Origin of the sequence: Paenibacillus sp. OAE614 (assembly GCF_040546645.1) — a bacterium.
Classification (GTDB): domain Bacteria; phylum Bacillota; class Bacilli; order Paenibacillales; family Paenibacillaceae; genus Paenibacillus_AQ; species Paenibacillus_AQ favisporus.
Window position 1 is genome coordinate 7,176,007 of sequence record NZ_JBEPOD010000001.1, and the last position, 20,912, is coordinate 7,196,918.

The 20,912-nt window shown below is 54.5% G+C and carries 18 protein-coding genes; 11 read left to right on the plus strand and 7 right to left on the minus strand.

Annotated features, from left to right (window positions below; genetic code table 11):
* Window positions 1–32: 32 nt before the first annotated feature.
* On the minus strand, window positions 33–1,160 hold the full coding sequence (ald, locus tag ABIE48_RS32850; protein WP_192716779.1) for an alanine dehydrogenase: 1,128 nt from the start codon (window positions 1,158–1,160) through the stop codon (window positions 33–35).
* Window positions 1,161–1,308: 148 nt separating this feature from the next.
* On the opposite strand from ald, the gene ABIE48_RS32855 reads away from it, so the two are divergent.
* The 4 genes from ABIE48_RS32855 to ABIE48_RS32870 all read left to right on the plus strand — a co-directional run bounded on the left by ABIE48_RS32855 (window position 1,309) and on the right by ABIE48_RS32870 (window position 7,789).
* Window positions 1,309–2,973 carry a PucR family transcriptional regulator gene (locus ABIE48_RS32855; protein WP_192716778.1) on the plus strand — a complete coding sequence of 555 codons (1,665 nt, stop codon included), beginning with the start codon at window positions 1,309–1,311 and terminating at the stop codon, window positions 2,971–2,973.
* A 60-nt stretch (window positions 2,974–3,033) separates the two neighbouring features.
* Window positions 3,034–4,035, plus strand: coding sequence for a glycosyltransferase (locus ABIE48_RS32860; protein ID WP_192716777.1), 1,002 nt, complete (start codon window positions 3,034–3,036; stop codon window positions 4,033–4,035).
* Window positions 4,036–4,167: 132 nt separating this feature from the next.
* Window positions 4,168–5,913, plus strand: a complete 1,746-nt coding sequence (locus tag ABIE48_RS32865) for an ABC transporter ATP-binding protein (protein WP_192716776.1) — start codon at window positions 4,168–4,170, stop codon at window positions 5,911–5,913.
* Window positions 5,900–7,789: an ABC transporter ATP-binding protein gene (locus ABIE48_RS32870; protein WP_192716775.1), complete on the plus strand. Its 1,890-nt coding sequence runs from the start codon at window positions 5,900–5,902 to the stop codon at window positions 7,787–7,789. Before ABIE48_RS32865 ends, ABIE48_RS32870 begins: the two co-directional genes overlap by 14 nt.
* A 1,394-nt stretch (window positions 7,790–9,183) precedes the next feature.
* Here the strand turns inward: ABIE48_RS32870 and ABIE48_RS32875 are convergent.
* From ABIE48_RS32875 to ABIE48_RS32890, 4 genes are all read right to left on the minus strand, one after another.
* A complete protein-coding gene (locus ABIE48_RS32875) occupies window positions 9,184–9,384 on the minus strand; it encodes a twin-arginine translocase TatA/TatE family subunit (protein ID WP_076172013.1) in 201 nt (66 codons plus the stop codon).
* Window positions 9,385–9,615: 231 nt separating this feature from the next.
* Window positions 9,616–10,344, minus strand: a complete 729-nt coding sequence (gene tatC, locus ABIE48_RS32880; protein ID WP_089549631.1) for a twin-arginine translocase subunit TatC — start codon at window positions 10,342–10,344, stop codon at window positions 9,616–9,618.
* Window positions 10,345–10,388: 44 nt separating this feature from the next.
* Complete coding sequence (locus tag ABIE48_RS32885) at window positions 10,389–12,110, minus strand: GMC family oxidoreductase (protein WP_145027881.1); 1,722 nt, start codon at window positions 12,108–12,110, stop codon at window positions 10,389–10,391.
* Window positions 12,111–12,143: 33 nt separating this feature from the next.
* Window positions 12,144–12,920 carry a gluconate 2-dehydrogenase subunit 3 family protein gene (locus ABIE48_RS32890; protein WP_076172005.1) on the minus strand — a complete coding sequence of 259 codons (777 nt, stop codon included), beginning with the start codon at window positions 12,918–12,920 and terminating at the stop codon, window positions 12,144–12,146.
* 182 nt (window positions 12,921–13,102) lie between these two features.
* Between ABIE48_RS32890 and ABIE48_RS32895 the strand changes: the two genes are divergently transcribed.
* The 4 genes from ABIE48_RS32895 to ABIE48_RS32910 all read left to right on the plus strand — a co-directional run bounded on the left by ABIE48_RS32895 (window position 13,103) and on the right by ABIE48_RS32910 (window position 16,607).
* The gene (locus tag ABIE48_RS32895; RefSeq protein ID WP_145027883.1) at window positions 13,103–13,480 is read left to right on the plus strand and encodes a c-type cytochrome; all 378 of its coding nucleotides are present in this window, start codon (window positions 13,103–13,105) and stop codon (window positions 13,478–13,480) included.
* 189 nt (window positions 13,481–13,669) lie between these two features.
* A complete protein-coding gene (locus ABIE48_RS32900) occupies window positions 13,670–14,893 on the plus strand; it encodes an ABC transporter substrate-binding protein (RefSeq protein WP_192716774.1) in 1,224 nt (407 codons plus the stop codon).
* Window positions 14,894–14,922: 29 nt separating this feature from the next.
* On the plus strand, window positions 14,923–15,789 hold the full coding sequence (locus tag ABIE48_RS32905) for a carbohydrate ABC transporter permease (protein ID WP_089549634.1): 867 nt from the start codon (window positions 14,923–14,925) through the stop codon (window positions 15,787–15,789).
* The gene (locus ABIE48_RS32910; protein ID WP_192716773.1) at window positions 15,789–16,607 is read left to right on the plus strand and encodes a carbohydrate ABC transporter permease; all 819 of its coding nucleotides are present in this window, start codon (window positions 15,789–15,791) and stop codon (window positions 16,605–16,607) included. The genes ABIE48_RS32905 and ABIE48_RS32910 overlap by 1 nt, the downstream gene beginning before the upstream one ends.
* 151 nt (window positions 16,608–16,758) lie before the next feature.
* On the opposite strand, the gene ABIE48_RS32915 is transcribed toward ABIE48_RS32910, so the two are convergent.
* Together ABIE48_RS32915 and ABIE48_RS32920 are read right to left on the minus strand one after the other, a co-directional pair.
* A complete protein-coding gene (locus tag ABIE48_RS32915; protein WP_192716772.1) occupies window positions 16,759–17,385 on the minus strand; it encodes a DedA family protein in 627 nt (208 codons plus the stop codon).
* Window positions 17,386–17,802: 417 nt separating this feature from the next.
* A complete protein-coding gene (locus ABIE48_RS32920; protein WP_076171988.1) occupies window positions 17,803–17,931 on the minus strand; it encodes a DUF4023 family protein in 129 nt (42 codons plus the stop codon).
* Window positions 17,932–18,199: 268 nt separating this feature from the next.
* On the opposite strand from ABIE48_RS32920, the gene ABIE48_RS32925 reads away from it, so the two are divergent.
* From ABIE48_RS32925 to ABIE48_RS32935, 3 genes are read left to right on the plus strand one after another with little or no spacing between them, the layout of a single operon-like run.
* The gene (locus ABIE48_RS32925) at window positions 18,200–19,159 is read left to right on the plus strand and encodes an ABC transporter permease (RefSeq protein ID WP_192716771.1); all 960 of its coding nucleotides are present in this window, start codon (window positions 18,200–18,202) and stop codon (window positions 19,157–19,159) included.
* A complete protein-coding gene (locus ABIE48_RS32930; protein ID WP_192716770.1) occupies window positions 19,156–20,112 on the plus strand; it encodes an iron chelate uptake ABC transporter family permease subunit in 957 nt (318 codons plus the stop codon). Before ABIE48_RS32925 ends, ABIE48_RS32930 begins: the two co-directional genes overlap by 4 nt.
* Entirely contained in the window at window positions 20,109–20,867 is a 759-nt protein-coding gene (locus ABIE48_RS32935) for an iron ABC transporter ATP-binding protein (protein ID WP_105445517.1), read from the plus strand. Before ABIE48_RS32930 ends, ABIE48_RS32935 begins: the two co-directional genes overlap by 4 nt.
* The last annotated feature ends 45 nt before the right edge of the window (window positions 20,868–20,912 follow it).

The following is a 20,912-nucleotide window of genomic DNA, read 5'->3' on the forward strand; positions in this document are numbered from 1 at the left end:
ATGGGTATCGATCCTGTAGGGAGGGGCGATGACTATACTTTAATGCGTCCGAGCGCCTTCTCCGCCGGCACGTAGTCGTATCCAAGGTCGCGGGCCACCGCCTCGTAGGTGATGCTGCCGTTGACCACGTTCGCCCCGCTGCGGATGGCGCTGTTCGTTGCCAGCAGATGCTGCAGGTCTTCGCCGGCCAGCTTCAGGGCGAACGGCATGGTGGCGTTCGTCAGCGCCAGGGTGGACGTCTGCGGCACTGCGCCCGGCATGTTCGCCACCGCGTAGTGCACGACGCCGTGCTTCACGTACGTCGGGTTATCGTGCGTCGTGATATGGTCGATCGTCTCGACGATGCCGCCTTGGTCGATCGCCACGTCCACGATGACCGAACCTGGCTTCATCGATTTGACCATCTTTTCGGTGACGAGGCGCGGCGCTTTGGCGCCTGGAATCAGGACGGCGCAGATCAGGAGGTCCGCCTCCTGAACCGACTTCGCGATGTTCGACGGGCTGGACACGAGCGTCTTGATCTGGCTGCCGAAAATATCGTCCAGCTGGCGCAGCCGCGGAATGCTGAGATCGAGCAGCGTGACGTCGGCGCCGAGACCAACGGCGATCTTCGCCGCGTTCATGCCGACCGTGCCGCCGCCGATGATCGTCACCTTGCCGCGCGATACGCCCGGAACGCCGGAGAGCAAGATGCCCTTGCCGCCATGCGGGCGCTCCAGCAGCTGGGCGCCGATCTGCGCCGCCATACGTCCGGCGACCTCGCTCATCGGCGTGAGCAGCGGCAGGGTGCCGTTCACGTTCACGGTTTCGTAGGCGATGGCGGTAACACCGGACTGCACAAGCGCCTCGGCCAGCTTCGGCTCGGCGGCCAGGTGAAGGTACGTGAACAGGATGAGCCCTTTGCGGAAATATCCGTATTCGCTGGGAAGCGGCTCTTTCACCTTCATAATCATATCGGCCTGGGACCACACCTCCGATGCTTCCGTCAGAATGGTGGCTCCGGCCTGCTTGTATTCTTCATCGGGAAATCCGCTTTCCGCTCCGGCCTGATGCTCGATATATACCGCATGTCCGTGCTGAATCAGTTCGAGGGCACCTGCCGGCGTGACGGCGACGCGATTTTCGTTGTTTTTAATTTCCTTGGGTACTCCGATTTTCATGACAGATCACCTCACCTCATAATATATTAAAAGTGTACAATCGAATCGGCGCGTATTCATCATACGTCTTGTCAATCCGTTTGCCGCAGCGGCAGGACATAATGTTCGGCTGGTGTTACCATAATTAACATAAGGGATGTGAATGCCGATGAGCAGCGGCTTCAACCTGCATATCCGGGAAGTGCTGGAGCGCCCGGTGTTCAAGCGGGCCCGGCTGATTGCCGGAGCGAACGGCCTGGACCGTGAGGTGGGCTGGGTGCATATTCTCGAAATCACGAACGTGGCCCCGTTCGTGACGAAGAACGACCTGATCCTCACCACCGGCCTTTGGCTCCATCATTACGAGCAGGAGCGCCTGTCCTACATGCAGCAGCTCATCCGCCAGCAGGCGGCGGGGCTGTGCGTGGAGCTGGGCACGAGCATCGAGAACATTCCGGAGGAAATTATCGAGCTGGCGGACCAGTGCGATTTTCCGCTGCTCGTGTTCGAGCAGCCTGTCCGCTTCGTTGAAATCACCCAGGATATTCACGGGCTGCTGATCAACCAGCAGCATCAGCTGCTGAAGGATCTGGAGGCCTTTTCCCGCCGGCTGCAGCAGATTACCCTGCAGAGTACGGATGTTCATGCCGTTCTCCATGTATTATATGAATACACGGGTTATCAAATTGTGTATCATTCGTCCGTGGAGGCGAATAAATTTTGTCCGAAGCCGGCAACATCGGAGGAGGCGGATGAGCTGACGTTCTTCTACCGCAAGCAGGTGGAGGGAAATGAAGCGGCCGCCCAGGAGCCCAGCCGCTTTCCGATGCCGGGCGACCGGCTGCTGCTCTCGCAGCCCGTCATCTGCCTCGGCGAGACCTTGGCGTACGTGGGAATGATCCTCCCGGGCGAGCAGCCGCTGGACCGGATCGTCCTGCTGCTGGACTACACGGCCAAATCGCTGGCCACGCTGCTGCTGCGGATGCTGTTCCTGGAGGAGAAGCATCTGCGAGATCAGAACCAGCTGATCCAGGACATTCTGTCCGACCAGCTGGAGGACGAAGAGGCGGCGCGGTCCAGGATGGGCGTACGTCCGGCCAAGCAGGGGGAGGTCCTCTTCATCGGCGGCATCGTCGAGCTGGAGTATCCGGACAGCGCCCTGCGGCCCGACCGGGACCGGATCGAAGCGGAGGAGCAGGATCTCCTCGTCCGGCTGCGCGCCCTGCTCAAGAAGCACGGGCTGCGCAATTTGCTGATGCAGAAAGGGCACCGCATCTACATTTTGTGCGCGCGGGAGCGCTCCGCTTCGGGGGACAACGCGGCGGCCTTGAAGCAGGCGGTGCGCCGGATCGTGGAGAGCCTGCGCCTGACGGGCGTGGGTCTTACCCAGCCGTTCAGCCTGCACGCAGGCTTTGGCAGCATCCGCCCGCGGATGACCGACATGCACAAGAGCTTCAAGGAAGCGGAGCAAGTGATGGAGGTATCCCGCTCGGTGGAGCTGATGCGCAGCAGCTTGTTCTACGAGCGGATCGGCGTCTACCAGCTGCTGAAGGCCATCCCGGACAAGGCGTTCCTCCAATCGTTCGTCGAGGAGCAGCTTGGGGCGCTGATGGCTTACGACAAGGAGCATCACCTGCATTTGGTGCAGACGCTCGACGTCTATTTGCAGTACATGGGCTCGAAGAACGATACGGCCAAGGCGCTGTTTATCCACCGGCAGACCCTGTACAACCGTCTGGACAAACTAAATGAAATTCTCGGGGAGGACTTTTTGGAGCCGGAACGGCGCATATGCCTGGAAATGGCGCTGCTGGCCTGTCCGCTCTTGTCCTGACCCGTATACCTGTTGATTTTCCAACTCAGAAAGGCAGTGCAGATAAAGGATGATGAAGTTATGAACAAAGTCGGACTGGTCATGAGAAAGATCCAATTTACCGAGAGGCAGGGGCCGCGCGTCTTTGCGGACCGCCTGCAGGCCATCGGCCGCGAGCTGGGGGTGGATATCGTCTTTATATCTCCGGAGCGCCATGTGAGCGGGTATGACTGGGTGCCGGGATATGAGCATGAGAAGGGTGACCTGGTAAACTATGACATCGTGCTGGACCAGATCTATGCGAACGGCATCGAGCACGTGATCTATACCGTATCCGGATTTACCTATCTGAAAATGTTTCTTAAAAACAGCGTGCTTTTTCCGCACAGCTTTCCCGACCCGGCCCTGACGGGGTACGATATGATGAAGCCTTTTTATCAAATGGTGGACAAGGCGATCGTGCAGACCGAGTTTTTGAAAGGCGAGCTTGCCCGCAATTTCGGGGTAACCGACGTGGATGTGATCCCGATCGGATTCAGCGAGGATCTGGCGGAGCGGCATTTTGACCCGTCGCAGATCGTGAACAACCGCATTCTGTGGATCGGACGGGACGAGGAGAACCGCCGGCCGGATCTCGTGCTGGAGTATGCCCGGCAGAATCCTGACAAAGAGGTATACATGGTCTTCGGGGGCGAACGATACCGGGAGAGTATGAAGAAATACGACATTCCGCTCAATGTCCGGCTGCAGTTTGCGCTGAGCCAGGATGATATTTTTAAGCTGATGAACACGGCGAAGGTGTACTGGAACTGTTCGAAATTCGATACGTTCGCCATGCCGCTGACCGAGGCGCTCGCCATGGGTAAAATCGTCGTAAAGCCCGAGCACCCTTGTTACGGCCATATCAGCGCCCGGCATTCCTTTTCAGGGAACGAAAAAAATTGGTTTGAGCTGGTCAACATGGCTGCGGCATCGCCATCTGCTTATTCCTGGGACAACCGGAGCTACGCGTTTGAGAGCTTTTCCAGCCGCATCATGAAGGAAGGGTACCGTGAGTTTTTTGACAAGTGGCTTAGGGTATAAAAGGTTTTTGCCGGATATTGGTCGTGACAGATGGCCGAAAAAGGAGTAATCTTCACTAGTGTATATGTCTTAAATTACATATCGGTGAACATGTAGCTTTACCTCAAATAAGCGTAAAAAGGTGATGCAGCCATGTCCTTTTTCAACAAGTATGTCAAGAAATACTGGAAACTGTTTTGCGTAGCGGTATTGTTTCTGGCGGTAGAGTCGCTGTGCGACTTGCTGCAGCCGACTATGATGTCCAAGGTCATCGATGTCGGGGTGGCCCAGAGCCGGATGGATCAAGTCCTCCATTACGGAGGGCTCATGCTCCTGATCACCGCCGTCGGCGCGGTGTCGGCCTCCACTCGGAACATCATTTCAAGCCATGTGTCACAGCGGTTCGGGGCGGAAATGCGGTCCGATTTGTTCCGGAAAATCCAGTCCCTGTCGTTCGAGGACATGGATAAGTTCGACCGGGCCTCGCTCATCACACGGCTGACGAATGACGTCACCCAAGTGCAGAACTTCGTGAACGGGATGATGCGGTTTTTCGTAAAGGCGCCGCTGCTGTGCGTGGGGAGCCTCATTATGGCCATCCGTTTGGATGTGCATTTGTCGCTCGTACTGGCGGTTGTGGTGCCGATTGTGGCCGTCCTGATCGTGCTGAACATGAAGATCGGTTTCCCCTTCTTTATCCGGGTGCAGCGGGCGCTTGATAAAGTGAACGGCGTCATGCGCGAGTATTTGTCGGGCGTAAGGGTGGTCAAGGCGTTTAACCGCTTTGATTACGAAGTGGAAAAATTTGAAAGCGCCAACACGGAGCTGTCCAGCCGCTCGGTCCTGTCGATGAGGGTCATGTCCGTTTTCGGACCGGGCATTTCGCTCTTCCTCAATTTCGGCATCATCGCCGTCCTCTGGATCGGCGGGATTCGGGTCGACAACGGACAGATGCAGGTCGGCAGCATCATCGCGTTCATCAACTACATGACGCAGATGCTGTTCTCGCTGATGATGATCAGCAACGTCTTCAACATGTTCGTGCGGGCCAAGGCGTCCGCCGGCCGGATTGGCGAAGTGTTTGCCGAAGGAAGCGGGCTGGATCATGGAGGCAAGTCGGCGGTGAAACGCGATTCTCAGCGCGGACGCATCGACTTCGAGCATGTGAGCTTCTCCTATGCGGGAACCCAGGGCGACCCGGTCATTCGCGACTTTACGCTGACCTGCCTTCCCGGAGAGACAGTGGGGATTATTGGCTCGACCGGTTCGGGAAAAAGCACGCTGGTCAGCCTGATTCCGCGCTTTTACGATGCCGGCGAAGGGCGGGTCAAAGTGGCCGGCACCGACGTGCGGGACATGGACCCGCATGCGCTGCGCGAGATGATCGCCGTCGTTCCGCAGAAGATCATGCTCTTCACCGGCACGGTGGAGGACAATTTGAAATGGGGCAAGGAAGACGCGAGCCAAGATGAAATGGAAGAGGCGTGCCGGATCGCCGAAGCGCATGACTTCATCATGGCTTCGCCTGAAGGATACGCCAGCCGGATCGGCCAAGGCGGCGTCAACTTCTCGGGCGGACAAAAGCAGCGCCTGTCCATTGCCAGGGCGCTGGTGAAGAAGCCGGAAATTTTGATTCTCGACGACTGCACGAGCGCGGTGGACGTTGCGACCGAGGCGAGAATCAAGGAAGCGCTGCGGACGTATGCTAGCGAGCTGACCTGCATTCTGATCGCCCAGCGGATCACGTCGGTCATGGATGCCGACCGGATCGTGGTAATGGACCGCGGGGAGATGGTCGGCACGGGCACGCATGAAGAGCTGATGGAGACGTGCCGGGTCTACCAGGAGATTTACCAATCCCAGTTGGGAAAGGAGATGCATCCGCATGCCGCAGAATGAAACCGCACAGGCACAGCAGACGCCGCCTCCTGGGGCACCGGGTCCTGCGGGACGCCCTGGCGGGATGATGAGGGGACCCGGAAACGGGGGAATGGGCCGGGGCAAGCCGGTCAAGCCCAAAAACTTCCGGAGAACGATGGGGCGCCTGTGGCGTTATTTCGGACGCGAGCGCAAGCTGCTCAGCCTGATCATGGTGTTTATCATCATCGATGCGGGCGTAACCCTGATCGGGCCGTTTCTGATCGGCAAATCGATCGACGCTATGTCCGCGAACCATGGACGCGTTGCTTTCGGGCTGCTGCAGTCGTTTATTATCGTGCTGGCAACTGCCTATATCACGGACGTTGTGCTCGTCTTTCTGCAGGGCTGGCTGATGGCCGGCGTTTCGCAGCGAATCGTTGCGGGGCTGCGGCGTTCGTTGTTTCAGAAGCTGCAGAAGCTTCCGGTATCTTATTTCGACGCCCGGTCGCACGGGGAAGTGATGAGCCGGCTGACCAATGATATCGACAATGTGAGCCAGACCGTTTCCCAATCCACCACGCAGCTGATGGCCGGCGGCATCGCGATTATCGGCTCGTTAGTGATGATGATCGTGCTCAGCCCGATCCTGACCTTGGCGAGTCTAATTACCGTACCGATTTTGTATTTACTGACGCGCACGGTCACCCGCAAAACGTCAGTGCTGTTCAAGGAGCAGCAGGTTCAGCTCGGCATGCTGAACGGACATATCGAAGAGACGATTTCCGGTATGGAAGTCGTCAAGGCGTTCAATCACGAGCACCAAGCGATTAACGAGTTCGAGGCGGTCAACGGCCGCTTGTTTGAAGTCGGGCTCAAAGCGCAGATTCGATCCGGCTTCATGATGCCGCTCATGAACGTCATCAACAACATCGGCTTTGCCGCCGTCGCCCTTGTCGGCGGGATTCTCGCCGTCAAGAGCCTCATTACCGTCGGCGTAATCGCGAGCTTCCTGAGCTACTCCCGCCAGTTTGTTCGCCCGCTGAACGACCTGGCCAACATCTATAATCTGCTCCAGTCCGGCGTGGCGGGTGCAGAGCGGGTGTTCGAGGTGCTGGACGAGCGGGAGGAGCCGGACGATTTGCCGGATGCGGTACGGCTCGATCGCACCAAAGGCCACGTCGTATTCGAGGACGTAAGCTTCGGGTACCGGCCAGAGGTGCCGATCCTGAAAAGGGTCAGCTTCGAATCGAAGCCGGGGACCAGTACGGCCTTGGTGGGGCCGACAGGGGCGGGCAAGACGACGATCGTCAATTTGCTGACGCGGTTCTATGACGTGACCGGGGGTTCCATCCGGATCGACGGCATCGATATCCGCCATTACACCCGCGACAGCCTCCGCCGCACGTTCGGAATCGTGCTGCAGGATACGTATCTGTTCTCCGGCACGATCAAGGAAAACATCAAGTACGGCAAACCTGACGCGACGGATGAGGAAATCCGCGAAGCCGCCGTGATGGCGAACGCCGATGTGTTCATCCGCCGCCTGCCAGACGGCTATGAGACGGAGCTGTCGGAGAACGGCGGCAATCTCAGCCAGGGTCAGCGCCAGCTGCTGGCCATCACCCGCGTCATCCTGGCGAAGCCATCGATCCTCATCCTCGACGAGGCGACGAGCAGCATCGACACGCGTACCGAGCTGCATATCCAGGATGCGCTGCTCCAAATCATGAAGGACCGCACGACCTTCATTATCGCGCATCGGCTCAACACGATCCGGGACGCCGACAACATCATGGTCATCGATCATGGCGAGATCGTGGAGCAGGGCAGCCACGACGAGTTGATCGGGCGCCAGGGCTTCTACGCCCGGATGTTTGAGAGCCAGTTCAAAAACCTGGAGAGCGCAGGAGAATAATTGGTCGGCTTGCGCCCCGGAGCTTGTTCACGATTATATTGAATTTGTCTTAATCAGATCGAACACATTCGGATTGTACCGTTTAAAGGAGTTTGTTCACTGACAACAAACATATTTCGATGTATATCTAGGTGTTTGTTCACTGACAACGAACAAATTCAAATTGTATCTTTCAAGGTGTTTGTTCAGTGATAACGAACAAAATTCAAATTTTTATTTTCATAGTGTTTGTTCCCTCGTAGCGAACAAATTTCGATTTTGTCTTTCAAATGCTGGACACTAACACCATATCTTTGTCCTCAGTCACTACCCTATATATTGATTTGATTATAAATATTAACACAAAATATAGGGAAATTTTATATCCAGCCGCCCGTAGAAGAATATAGTGTCGTGTCCTCCTTTTATAAAACAAAACAAGGATATGTCCATTATAGGAGGACGGAAGATGAGCGGGAGCTATTTCAAAATGGAGAGTGTCGGGGAGCAGGTAGTGGTTTTGAGACGAGAAAAGGCTGAGTGATTTGGGATTTGTGATTGTTGAGAGCAGTTAGTGGGTTTGAGATCAGGAGGAAAAGTGTTGGTGGTTTTGAGAGATCTGGACAGTACCGGAGAAAAGGCTGATTGACTTGAGATTTTTGGAGTGCCTGGAGCAGTTGATTGGCTTGTGACTTGTGGAGTGCCAGGGAGCAGTTAGTGGATTTGAAACTAGAGAACAACGGGGGAAGCCGAACGGTTTGGGCCCTTGCGCCTCATGCTGGTCCCAATTAGACTGTATTTGTCTACTGGAAACGAACAAAACTCGATTTTGTCTTTTAAAAGGTGGACACTAATACCATACCTTTGGTTCATCGTAAACTCCTAGATATAGATAATTAGTGAGTTTTAACGCTAAATATAGGGGTGAACTCTTGAAACGGCAGGCTAGAGAATATAAGTACCGTGTCTTTCTTTTATAGGACAAAACAGAGAAGTGTCCATTGGATAAGGACGTTTTTTCGTATGCCCTCTTTGTTATTCCTATAAAGTAAGCGAAGGTCACAATAGAAGTGAGTCGTACAGGGATACACCAGCCACTCAGGTTGGAAGGCCAGGTTGAAAAAAGCGATCAGCCTCCAACAAGAGTGTATTTCTGATGAAAGCATCAGATAATCCCCCGGTGAGAGACTGGACTCCATTTGAATAAATGCAACCAGTTCTATCCGAAGATCTTGTGAAAATACCAGCTTATGTGCCCGGAGATGAAACCTTATAAATAAGCAACTAGTCCCTTTTGAGGGCCCCATTGAAGAACCTAAAAAGGTCCCCATCGAAGGGATCCTCAATGAAAAAGCAGCCAATCCCCATAGGGGAGGCTGCTTTTTATTTGTTTAATAGGCGTTGCTTTGGGCATATTAGCGCTTCTCGACAAGCTGCTTCACCGAAGACTCGGAGGAAGTCTCTTCTTCCTCGACGATTCCGCGCGTGGAGCTTCGGAACTCGCGGAGCGTGTCCCCGAACGCTCTTCCGAGCTGCGGGAGCTTCGATGGCCCGAAGAGGACGAGGGCAATGGCCAAAATAATGACCAGGCCGGATACACCAATGTTGTTCAGCATAGCATGTACACCTCTTTTCTGGATTTAACGTCCTAGCCCCAGATGACTGAACACTGGACGGATGGCGGCTGTCGTCTGGTCAGGATTGCAGCCTCCGAGTTGCCGGACTACGGAACTGATGCGGTCTCGGATAGACGGAGAGTGCAATTTCCTGGCTGCCAGACGGATTGAACTGCTGCAGTTGCCAGACTTTGGGATTGTGCAGCTGCTGATGAGCAGGAACTGCAGTAGCTAGCTGCCAGACGGACTGGACTGCATTTTCCGCCACTGGCGGCCGGATACGTAAACGCTGATCTCGAACAGCAGGATGAGCGGAATGGTGACGGACAGGTGCGAGACGAAATCCGGCGGCGAAATGCAGGAGCCGAGGATCGCCAGCCCCAGGTACGCGTATTTGCGCGTCTTTTTCAGCGTATCGGGCGTCAAGATTCCGATTCGGGTCAGGAACAGAATGACCACTGGAAGCTCGAAGGCGATGGCCATCGGGATGACCAGATCGAACAGGAACCCGAAATACCGGTCAATCCCGTACGTTTCGATCGCCCCGATCGTTTGGTTCATGCGCTTCATGAACTTCAGCATCATCGGAAACACGACGTAATAGCTGAACGACAGCCCGGCCAGAAAAAGCATGAATGCGACCGGAATGAAGGGGAACGCGCTCTTCGCCTCATGCTCCGTGAGCCCCGGCTTCACAAAAGCCCACAGCTGGTACAGCAGGACGGGAACTGTGAACATGAGCGCGAAGATCAGCGCGCATTTCATGTAGATCAGAATGCCGTCCGTAAAGGAAAACACATTCCAGGCGATCGGCTCCGCCAAAGGCTGAGACTTGAGGTAGAGCAGGATGCCGGGGGCGGCGTACAATCCGGCGGCAAACGTCACGATGAAGCAGATGCCGACGATGATCAGCCGCTTCCGCGCCTCGGCGACATGAACAATCCAGTTGTCTTGATCCATTTGATTCCCTCCGCATTTTCCTTGCCCACAGGCGGTGTTTTCGCTTAAACGAGAGATCCGCCTGATTTCAAATACTTCGCAATGCCTTCCGCAGCCCGGTAAGCGAGGGCGCCAACGGTACCAGTCGGGTTATAACCGCTGTTATGCGGGAAGGCGGATGCGCCGACGACAAACACGTTTTCGGCATCCCACATCTGGAGATAGTTGTTGACGACCGAAGTCGAAGGGTCCGATCCCATAATCGCGCCGCCGGTGTTGTGCGTGGATTGATACGGCACGATATTGAACGGCCCCAGCTCCTTGGATGAGCCGATAGACGAGGGCTTCATTTCCTTCATGATGGCTTCGGTTTTACCTGCCATGAAGGCGATCATTTGCCGGTCCTGCTCCTCAAAGTCAAACGTGATCCGGACCAGCGGTTTGCCGTAAGCGTCCTTGTAGGTCGGATCCAGATCGAGATAGTGGTGCCTCCAAGGCATGCTCGATCCCTGCGCCGCCACGGTCAAGTAGTTGTTCGCGTATTTCAGCGAGGTCGCTTTGAAGTCCTTGCCCCACGTTGGCGTCCCTTTCGGAACTGAATTGTTCGCGATCGGGCGGAGCCCGGTTTGCGAAATCCGGATACCTGCGCCGTGGATGAAATTCAGATCGCTGTGATCAAAGTTGTCGCCGTTGAAGTCCGGGATTTCCATGCCAAGCGCGCCGGCTCCGGCAAACAGGTTGAACTGCTTGTCGTCATAAAAACCGGTCGCTGAACCGCCATTCGTTTGGTAAGCGTAGTTTTTGCCCACAACGCCCGTTCCCGTATTCGGATCATACGGTTTGCCGAGCTTGGACGTCAGCAGCAGCCGGACGTTGTTGAACACGTAGCTCGCCAGAATGACGACGTCTGCCGGCTGTTCGTATTCCTGGCCGGTCAACGGGTTGACATATTTCACGCCGGTGGCCTTTTTCCCGTCATGCAAAATATCCGTCACGTTGGCATACTCGCGCAGCTCGAAATGACCCGATTTCTGTGCGACCGGAAGGACGGTCACGACCGGATCGGCCTTAGCGCCGTATTCACAGCCAAAGCGCTCGCAATAGCCGCAGTACTGGCAAGGGGCCCGGGTAATGCCGTCCGGGTTCGTATACTGCTCGGACAGGTTGGCCGACGGCATCATATACGGATGGTAGCCAAGCTTTTTGGTCGCTTCCTCGAACATTTTGATCATCGGCGTCTTGGTCATCGGCTTGGTCGGGAACGGCTTGGAACGCTTGCCGACCATCGGCGTCTGTTCTTGATCTCCGGAAATGCCCGCGACCTCTTCGAACTTGTAAAAATAGGGCTCCAGCTCGTCGTATGTAATGCCCCAGTCCTGAATGGTCATGCCATCCGGAATTTTTTTCTTTCCATAGCGCTCGATCGTTTTGCTCCGGATCTCGAAATCGTACGGCAGAAACCGGTACGTTTGTCCGTTCCAGTGGATGCCCGCGCCTCCGAGACCTTCCCCGAGCAGGAAGGCGCCGTATTGGCGCATCGGCAGGGCCGTCATTTTCGACGTGTTCCGAAAGGTGATCGTTTCCTTGGACAAGTCCTGCATCAGCTCATAGCGCTGGGCGTAACGGAGCTCGTCATGGACCATGTAATAGTCCTCGGTAGAACGGGGTTTACCGCGTTCCAGGCCGACGACCTTGATTCCCTGCTTGCTTAATTCGGCGGCGATAATGCCGCCGATCCATCCCATCCCGACGATCAATACCGGGACTCTTGGCAATTTCGTAGCCATGGATAACTCTCCTTCTCTGTCAGCATGTAAAAATTAATGTGTGGCCAAATGGTCATGCAGGCTGAGCGGATCGGTTTTTGCAAAAGCGTCCTCACCGACAATTTTGGCATAGGACATCTGGTTGCCCGGATAGTTCCGCATCTTCCAGCCCTCCATGTTGACGTTGCCGCCATAGAGCGGGTCCGCATATACGCCTTCGAGCGTCATATTGCGAAGCAGATCGAAGAAGCTTTTGCCGGTGATGCCGTTAATCACTTCAATGTCACCTTTTTCGAGCGAAGTCAGAATGGCGTCTTTTTCTTCGTCGGCAAGGTCGGTAAACCCCTTTTGGTACTTTTTCTGGCTTGCATTGTCAATGGCGGTAAGCCCGAGCAGGAAGACCTCGTTGCGGTTAATGCTCTGATAGTCGCCCTGTGTGGCTTCCCCTTTAACAAAAGGCCCCATGCGGTATTCGCGGGCGTTGAAGCCCCAGTGACCGGCTAACTGGTGGTCGATGTAGTAAGCAACGCCCAAATCGTTGGCTCCAGGACCGTTATCGTCCTTAGGAAAAATGCGCTCTGTCGCTGCCTGTGTAATTTGCAGCTGGCGCTGGTTGAAGTACATGGTCGCATGGTTATAATCTGCAGCAGGCTGCGTTCCGGTTTGCGGCGATGTCGGGGCATTCGCAGCCGGCTTTTTCTTGTTGAAGCCGCCGGTAATGGCTCCGCCGATAACGCCCCCGACGACCAGACCGCCGATCGCCGTCCCTGAATATTTCAGGAACTGGCGCCTGGACCCGCTTGGTGGTTGTTCCTTTTGTTGTTCTGCCATGGTTTCATTCCTCCTTGAGGGATATGTTCCCCTTTGCTGGGTATATTATGCACATGCCATGCCAAGCCGAAAAAACCGCAAATACGAGAAATCACGATAATCCGCGTACATGAAAAGCTTATTGCTGGGGCATCGTAGCTGTATTGAGGCAAATTTGAAAAAGTTGAAGGGAGACACCCCCAATGAAAAAATCGATCATTTTCCTGAGCCTGCTGCTCGTTCTTTCCCTGTCCGCCTGCGGTAAAAGCAGCGACAATAACAACAATCAGGGCGCAGCTAATAACAACGCCGGGAATACGGGTACAACGACCGGTCAAACCGGTGGCAACGCAGCAGCAGGCAACGGGGAAGCGACCTTTAAAGCCAATTGTGTCAGCTGCCACGGTAACAACCTCGAAGGCGCCGTAGGACCAAACCTTCAAAAGGTCGGAGCCAAATACTCCGCGGACGAAATCGCCGGGATCGTATCGAACGGCCGTGGCGGCATGCCGGCCTTCAAAGGCCAACTGTCCGATGCTGACATTCAAGGCGTAGCCCAATGGTTGGCCGCCAAAAAATAAGCGCGCTTCGGTCCAGCCATGCAAAAAGCAGCCTTTCCGTCAGGGGGCTGCTTTTTACTTCGCCGGGAAACGGCGCTGCATTTGCATGGTCGCGCAGGCTTCATGCTTGGCGGCTTGTTTATTTTTCGACAAAATCGGGTAATTTTAGAGAAAATTCAACATCAAGAATTTCGATATGGGGGGTTTCGCATGAAAATGGGAAGAATCCTTTTGGCCTGCCTGCTGCTCGCGTCGATGCTGACGGCCTGCGGGAATAACGGGGAGAACGCCGGGAAGGTCAAGCTGGAGTTTTTTCAAAACAAGCCGGAGGCCAAAGGCTCCTTTGATAAGCTGGTGGCCAAGTTCAACGCTTCGCACCCCGGGATCCAGGTCACCCAGGTGAATCCGCCGGATGCCGAAACGGTCTTGAAGACAAGGGTCGTCAAGAACGACATTCCCGACGTCATCGGCATGGGCGCGACCGACACGTATTCGATCCTGGCGCAGAGCGATATTTTCGCCGATCTGACCCAGAGCAAGCTGGTCGAATCCATTGATCCGAACTACATAAAAATGCTCAAGGACGTAACGGGGCTGAGTAAAATTACCGGCATCCCTTACGCAACCAACGCCAACGGCATTATGTACAACAAGGACATCTTTAAGCAGCTGGGGCTGAGCGTTCCGAAAACGTGGGATGAGCTGATTGCGACCGCCCAAAAGGTGAAGGACAGCGGCGTCATTCCGTTTTATTTTACATACAAGGACGACTGGCAGACGAATCTGCCGTTTAATGCGCTCGCACCCAACCTGGTCGGCATCGACTTCTTCAAGCAGCGCCGTGAGAATCAGGTGACCTTCCAAGAGAAGTTCCGCGAGGTGGCGGAGAAGCAGCTGGAGCTGCTCGATTACGGACATGGGGACAACTTCGGGAAAACGTACGCGGACGGCAACCGAGCCTTTGCGCGCGGGGAATCGGCCATGTATATCCAAGGCAGCTGGGCCATTCCGGAAATCCGGAAATCGAACCCGAACGCGAATATCGGCTTCTTCCCGTTCCCGACCGGAAACGACCCGGACAAGAACAAGCTGATCTCCGGGGTGGACACGCTGCTGACCATCTCCGAGAGCACCACGCATAAAAAAGAAGCGGAGGAATTCATCGCTTTTCTCCTCGAGCCGGACAACATCGGCCAGTACATCAAAGAGCAGACCGCGTTCTCGGCCGTTAAAGGTGTGACGCAGGACGACCCGGCGGTTGCCGAGCTGCAGCCTTATTTCAAGGCGGGCAGAGTCGTCGATTTTGCCGACCACTACATCCCGGCCGCCGTGCAGCTGAACTCGATCGTTCAGGGATTCCTGCAAAACCGGAATATCGACGCCTACCTGAAAACACTCGATACCGAGTGGGACAAAGTCCAGAGCCGGAAATAACATCATGATCAAAAGAGGAGGATGAAGGGATGTCCAAGCGACTTACGGCGTTTTATTGGATGACCGTGCCGGCGGTCGTACTGTTCTTCGTATTTATGACACTGCCCGCCCTGCAGGGCATTTACTATTCGTTCACGAACTGGAACGGGTTCGGGAAGCATTACGACTTTATCGGGTTCCGCAACTACGCAAACCTCTTTACGGACAGCAACGTGGGGAACGCCTATCTGTTCACCTTCAAGTTTGCCATCGTCGTCACCATTCTGATCAATGTGCTCAGTCTGCTGATCGCCTTAGGCCTGAACGCGCGGATCAAGGCGCGCAACTTCTTCCGCGGCATTTACTTTCTGCCGAACATTTTGAGCGTGCTGATCGTCGGTTACATTTTCAATTACCTGTTCTCCAACGTGTTTACGATCTGGGGGCAGAACCTGGGCATCCATGCGTTCTCAACGAACATTCTGGGCAACGAAAACCTGGCCTGGATCGGGGTCGTCATCGTGGCGGTATGGCAGGGGATTGCGTTTAATACGATCCTGTATCTGGCGGGACTCCAGACCATCCCTGCTTCGCTGTACGAAGCTTCAAATTTGGACGGGGCCAGCCGCTGGCAGGAGTTCTGGAGAATTACCTTTCCGCTCATTTCCCCGTTTTTCACGATCAATATGGTGCTGGCGATGAAAAACTCGCTGATGGTCTTCGACCAGATCGTCGCTTTGACCAATGGCGGGCCCGGCCGGGCGACGCAGTCCATCTCGCACCTGATCTACATCGGTGGATTCCAGGGAGGCGAGTTTGCTTACCAGTCCGCCAACTCGGTCATTTATTTTATCGTCATTGCGATCATCTCCATCCTGCAGCTTAAATTTCTACAAGGAAGGGAGAGCGATATGTAATGAGAACGAAAACGAACTGGGCCGTCATGATCCTGATTGCCTTGGGGACGCTGCTGATTTTGTTCCCGCTGTACATGACCTTGACCATTGCGCTGAAAAATCCCGAGGAAATGACGCGGTCGGTCTTCGCGATTCCGAAGACGTTTCACTGGGAAAACTTCTCGAACGCGGTGAAAATGACCAACTTCTTCCGCGCATTCCGCAACAGTGCGCTTGTGACGATTTCGACGGTGGTGCTGACGCTGCTCACCAACTCGCTCGTGGCGTACGCCATCGCCCGGAATATGCACCGGAAGTTCTTCAAAGGGCTGTACTTCTATTTCATCAGCGCTATGTTCATTCCGTTCCCGATCATCATGCTGCCGATCGTTAAGCTGGCATCGGCGCTGCATATGACCAATCTGGTCGGCCTGACGATCCTGCATACGGTCTATGCGCTGGCCTTTAACGTCTTCGTCTACGTCGGATACATCCGCTCGATCCCGATGGCGCTCGAGGAGGCCGCCACGGTGGACGGGGCAACGACGTGGGGCACGTTCTGGCGGATCATTTTCCCGCTGATGGCGCCGATCAACGCCACCGTCGGCATCCTGATCTGCCTGTCGACCTACAACGACTTCCTGCTCCCGCTGATCATCATCAGCGACCAGTCGAGCTATACGCTGCCGCTCGTGCAGTACATTTTCCAGGGACAGTTCAACACGGACTACAACCTGGCCTTCGCCTCGTATCTGATGGCGATGCTGCCGATGATCATCATCTACCTGTTCGCGCAAAAATGGATCATCAACGGCGTGACACAGGGCGCCGTCAAATAGAGTGTAAAGCGTTCGTTACAAGCCGCTCCCCGGGCAAGCCCCGGAGGGCGGCTTTTGACGTTCTAGACGATAGCCAGTGCTGTAGGCGTGCGGTCATTTCGGGCGTCGGCTGTCCCACAGCTGTTAGCTGCTCGTTCGTTTGCGCTTGGCCTTAGTCCTCCTGCCGCACTTCCGCTTTGATACGGGGGGCTGCGGATTTTTTTCTCCGTTTCAGGTACACGACGAGAACCAGGATCGCCGCAGCCACCAGGATCGCGGCAAGTGAATACTGGGAAATCAAATGCAGGAACTGCTCGATCTTCGAGCCGACCAGCCTGCCGATCATGACATAGACGATCACCCAAGCGAGTCCGCCGATGTAGTTATAGATAAAGAAGGTCCGTACATTGATCCGGAGCACGCCGGACACGTATCCGGTAAAATGCCGGAGCCCAGGCACGAAGTAACAGATCAGAATAAGCTTAGTGCCGTACCGGTCGAACCAGCCGGTAATCTTGGCAATCCGGGCCGGGTTCAGGAGGACGTACTTGCCGTATTTTTCAAAGAAGGGCGTTCCCATACGATACCCGATTATATACGTCACCGTCGTGCCGACGATGGCGCCGATATACGAATACAAAATAATTTGCAGCAGGTGAAAGCTCCCCAGCGTCGACATATGGCCGGAGATGGCCATGGCCAGCTCTCCCGGGAAGGGAATCGCCAAAGATTCAGCGAAGAGGCCGCCAAACAGCACCATATACCCGTATTGTTCAAACAGATGGATGATCCACTCCATAGTTTCTCTCCTTACCGGCCCTCGCCGCCTGCAGTCAAATCCAACCTGAGGCCGATGCCGTCTCATGCTTTCGTCCATTCTAACGGAGCAGCGGGTCATCCAGAAACTGTCTCTGGCCTAGGTTCAAACTGGACTTTGGTCTTGGAGATTGCAGAAACTTTGCGAAAACCCCTGAATAATAAGAAAAACGTCTATCGACGTACCTTCAAAGAAGACAGACCGCGTTTAGCTGAAGTTTTTCTTGCGAGATCCGGAAGCAGAGGCTCCGAATCCTATACTTTCTGCTCTCTTAAGAAAAAAGCCTATCTTACGATATAGGAGAAGCACTCTCTGGAGCTTATACTATCTTATATCTTCAAAAAAAAGGACACTTCCCCTTCGGCCGAAAGGGAAATGCCCTTTTTTAAGGTTTACCGGTTATTTCTTCGTGCCATGCTGCTTGGTCGGAAGCTTTGCGCTGGCTCCTTTGCTGATGCCATCCTTGTGTTTGCGGGCTTTTTCCTGGGTATCGTGGAGCTTCTCCACATACTCGTGCGTGCTGTCCATGGCTGTTCAACCTCCTTGTGTTTGCAGTCGGCATTCCCTGTTACTATGACCACTCCGGGCGGCCTGCATTCATCTTGCGGGAGGAAGGCAGAAGAATAAAAATACCCAGAAACGTTTGACAAAAACCGGTCAGCTGTTAGAATAATAACTAAGTCAGTTAATTGAGAATGAATATCATTATTAATTAGATCGAAAGTGACATATGCTTTTTCGGAATACTTTCATTATTTTCAATGACTGGCCAGACTAAAGAAAGCGTTGGATAGCCATGAAAAACACTTACCTGTGGACGCTGTGGATCCTGCTTATCGTATTCTCAGCCGCTTCTTTGTTTATCGGGGTGAAGGATATTTCCCCGCTGGATCTGTTTCATCTCACAGCCGAACAGAAGCAGGTGCTCTGGATCAGCCGCCTGCCGCGCCTGATCAGCATTATCATCGCCGGCACGAGCATGAGCATTATCGGCCTGATCATGCAGCAGCTGACGAGAAACAAGTTCGTGTCGCCGACGACGGCCGGAACGATGGACTCGGCAAGGTTCGGCATTTTGGTGGCCCTCATGGTATTTGGTAATGCGGCGCCGCTGGTGAAAATGCTGGTGGCCTTTGTTTTTGCGCTGCTGGGAACGATGATCTTCATGCGGATCCTGGATAAGGTCAAATACAAGGACGCGATTTTCATTCCGCTTGTCGGACTCATGTTCGGCAACATTGTCAGCTCGGTCACGACGTTTTTTGCCTATAAAAACGATCTGATCCAGAACATGTCCTCCTGGCTGCAGGGCGACTTTTCCATGATCCTCAAAGGCCGCTACGAGATGCTGTACATCAGCATTCCGCTCCTGATCATCGCCTATCTGTTCGCGAACTGCTTTACGATTGCGGGCATGGGGGAGGAGTTCGCGGTGAACCTGGGGCTTAACTATAAGGCCGTCGTCAACATCGGACTGGTCATCGTCGCCGCTATTTCATCGGTCGTGATTTTAACCGTGGGCATGATTCCTTTTCTGGGCCTGGTCGTTCCGAACATCGTCACGATGTATCTGGGGGATCATCTGAAAAAAAGCCTGCTACATACCGCACTGCTGGGAGCCGTGTTCGTGCTGTTCTGCGACATTCTGGGCCGGGTCATCATCTTTCCGTATGAAATCTCCATCGGCGTCACCGTCGGGGTGATTGGCAGCGCGATCTTTATTTATTTACTGCTGAGAAGAAGGGCTTATACATGAGCAAATCCAACCTGACCAAGCTGATCGTTTTAACCGTCATCGCACTTGTCCTGATTGCTGTCTTTATGATGATCCAATCTGGCGGCAACTGGGATTATATCCTTCCGCGCAGGGGCAAAAAGGTGCTGGCCATGATCCTGACAGGCGGAGCGATCGCCTTCTCGACGGTCGTGTTCCAGACGATTACCAACAACCGCATTTTGACACCGAGCATTATGGGGCTGGATTCCCTGTATATGCTGTTTCAGACCTTCATGGTCTATGTGTTCGGCTCGATCAGCCTGACGGCGATGGGCAAAAACGTGAACTTTCTCATTTCCGTCGGCATGATGGCCGTGTTCTCGGTCGTGTTCTACAAGCTCCTGTTCAAAAGGGAAGGCCAGAACATTTACTTTCTGCTTCTGCTCGGTCTGATCTTCGGCACATTGTTTCAGAGCCTGTCCTCCTTTATGGAGGTGCTCATCGATCCGAACGAGTTCCAAATCGTCCAGGACAAAATGTTTGCCAGCTTCAACAACGTTAATACGGATCTGCTGCTTGTGTCGGCGGCCGGGATCGTGCTGGTCACCGCCTATTTTACGCGCTATACCAAGTATCTCGATGTCATTGCTATGGGAAGGGATCACGCTGTCAATCTAGGCGTCGATTACGACCGGGTGGTAAAAAGGCTGCTCATTGTTGTAGCGGTGCTCATTTCCATCGCAACGGCGCTTGTCGGGCCGATCACGTTCCTTGGGCTGCTCGTGGCCAATGTGGCCTATCAGCTGATGCGGACCTACCGGCACACGCTGCTGATCCCGGCTGCGGTGCTGATCAGCATCGTCGCCCTTGTAGGCGGGCAGCTGCTGGTGGAGCGGGTGTTTACTTTCTCCACGACGCTGAGCGTCATCATCAATCTGGTCGGCGGCGTGTACTTTATCTATCTTTTGCTAAAGGGGAGTAAATCATCGTGATCGAGGTTAAAGGGGTTTCCAAACAATATGGCGGCAAAACAGTGGTCGACAACGTCTCGGTGAACATCGCCAAAGGGAAAATCACCTCCTTTATCGGTGCCAACGGGGCGGGCAAAAGCACGCTTCTCTCCATGATCAGCCGCCTCATTTCCTGTGACGGCGGTGAAATCCTGATCGAAGGGGAGCGGGTGGACCGCTGCAAGAGCAGCGAACTCGCCAAGAAGATCTCGATTCTGAAGCAGTCCAATCATATTAACGTCCGCTTGACGGTCAAGGAGCTCGTAAGCTTCGGCCGGTTTCCTTACTCGCAGGGCCGGCTGAAGCCGGAGGACTGGAAATACGTCCAGGAAGCCATTGATTATATGGAGCTCGGCGATCTGCAGGACCAGTACCTGGACCGGCTGAGCGGAGGGCAGCAGCAGCGGGCCTTTATCGCGATGGTCATTGCCCAGAACACCGACTACGTGCTGCTGGATGAACCGCTGAACAACCTGGACATGAAGCACTCGGTGCAGATCATGAAGGTGCTGCGGCGGATGGTGGATGAGCTGGGTAAGACGGTCATTATCGTCATTCATGACATCAATTTTGCCTCCGTCTATTCAGACGACATCGTCGCGCTGAAGAACGGCAGAGTCGTGAAGGAAGGAACGGCGGACGAGATCATCGATACGCCGGTGCTGAAGCAGGTCTACGGGATGGATATCCCCATTGAGAACATTAACAACAACAAAATTTGCGTTTATTTTGCCTGAAGCCTGAGGCCCGGGAGAGGTAAGAGGCAGCTTGTTCGAAAAATA

What these genes read in the sequence shown, in the direction of transcription:
- ald (WP_192716779.1), bottom strand. Translation starts at nt 1,160, where the DNA reads ATGAAAATCGGAGTACCCAAGGAAATTAAAAACAACGAAAATCGCGTC.
- ABIE48_RS32855 (WP_192716778.1), top strand. Translation starts at nt 1,309, where the DNA reads ATGAGCAGCGGCTTCAACCTGCATATCCGGGAAGTGCTGGAGCGCCCG.
- ABIE48_RS32860 (WP_192716777.1), top strand. Translation starts at nt 3,034, where the DNA reads ATGAACAAAGTCGGACTGGTCATGAGAAAGATCCAATTTACCGAGAGG.
- ABIE48_RS32865 (WP_192716776.1), top strand. Translation starts at nt 4,168, where the DNA reads ATGTCCTTTTTCAACAAGTATGTCAAGAAATACTGGAAACTGTTTTGC.
- ABIE48_RS32870 (WP_192716775.1), top strand. Translation starts at nt 5,900, where the DNA reads ATGCCGCAGAATGAAACCGCACAGGCACAGCAGACGCCGCCTCCTGGG.
- ABIE48_RS32875 (WP_076172013.1), bottom strand. Translation starts at nt 9,384, where the DNA reads ATGCTGAACAACATTGGTGTATCCGGCCTGGTCATTATTTTGGCCATT.
- tatC (WP_089549631.1), bottom strand. Translation starts at nt 10,344, where the DNA reads ATGGATCAAGACAACTGGATTGTTCATGTCGCCGAGGCGCGGAAGCGG.
- ABIE48_RS32885 (WP_145027881.1), bottom strand. Translation starts at nt 12,110, where the DNA reads ATGGCTACGAAATTGCCAAGAGTCCCGGTATTGATCGTCGGGATGGGA.
- ABIE48_RS32890 (WP_076172005.1), bottom strand. Translation starts at nt 12,920, where the DNA reads ATGGCAGAACAACAAAAGGAACAACCACCAAGCGGGTCCAGGCGCCAG.
- ABIE48_RS32895 (WP_145027883.1), top strand. Translation starts at nt 13,103, where the DNA reads ATGAAAAAATCGATCATTTTCCTGAGCCTGCTGCTCGTTCTTTCCCTG.
- ABIE48_RS32900 (WP_192716774.1), top strand. Translation starts at nt 13,670, where the DNA reads ATGAAAATGGGAAGAATCCTTTTGGCCTGCCTGCTGCTCGCGTCGATG.
- ABIE48_RS32905 (WP_089549634.1), top strand. Translation starts at nt 14,923, where the DNA reads ATGTCCAAGCGACTTACGGCGTTTTATTGGATGACCGTGCCGGCGGTC.
- ABIE48_RS32910 (WP_192716773.1), top strand. Translation starts at nt 15,789, where the DNA reads ATGAGAACGAAAACGAACTGGGCCGTCATGATCCTGATTGCCTTGGGG.
- ABIE48_RS32915 (WP_192716772.1), bottom strand. Translation starts at nt 17,385, where the DNA reads ATGGAGTGGATCATCCATCTGTTTGAACAATACGGGTATATGGTGCTG.
- ABIE48_RS32920 (WP_076171988.1), bottom strand. Translation starts at nt 17,931, where the DNA reads ATGGACAGCACGCACGAGTATGTGGAGAAGCTCCACGATACCCAGGAA.
- ABIE48_RS32925 (WP_192716771.1), top strand. Translation starts at nt 18,200, where the DNA reads ATGAAAAACACTTACCTGTGGACGCTGTGGATCCTGCTTATCGTATTC.
- ABIE48_RS32930 (WP_192716770.1), top strand. Translation starts at nt 19,156, where the DNA reads ATGAGCAAATCCAACCTGACCAAGCTGATCGTTTTAACCGTCATCGCA.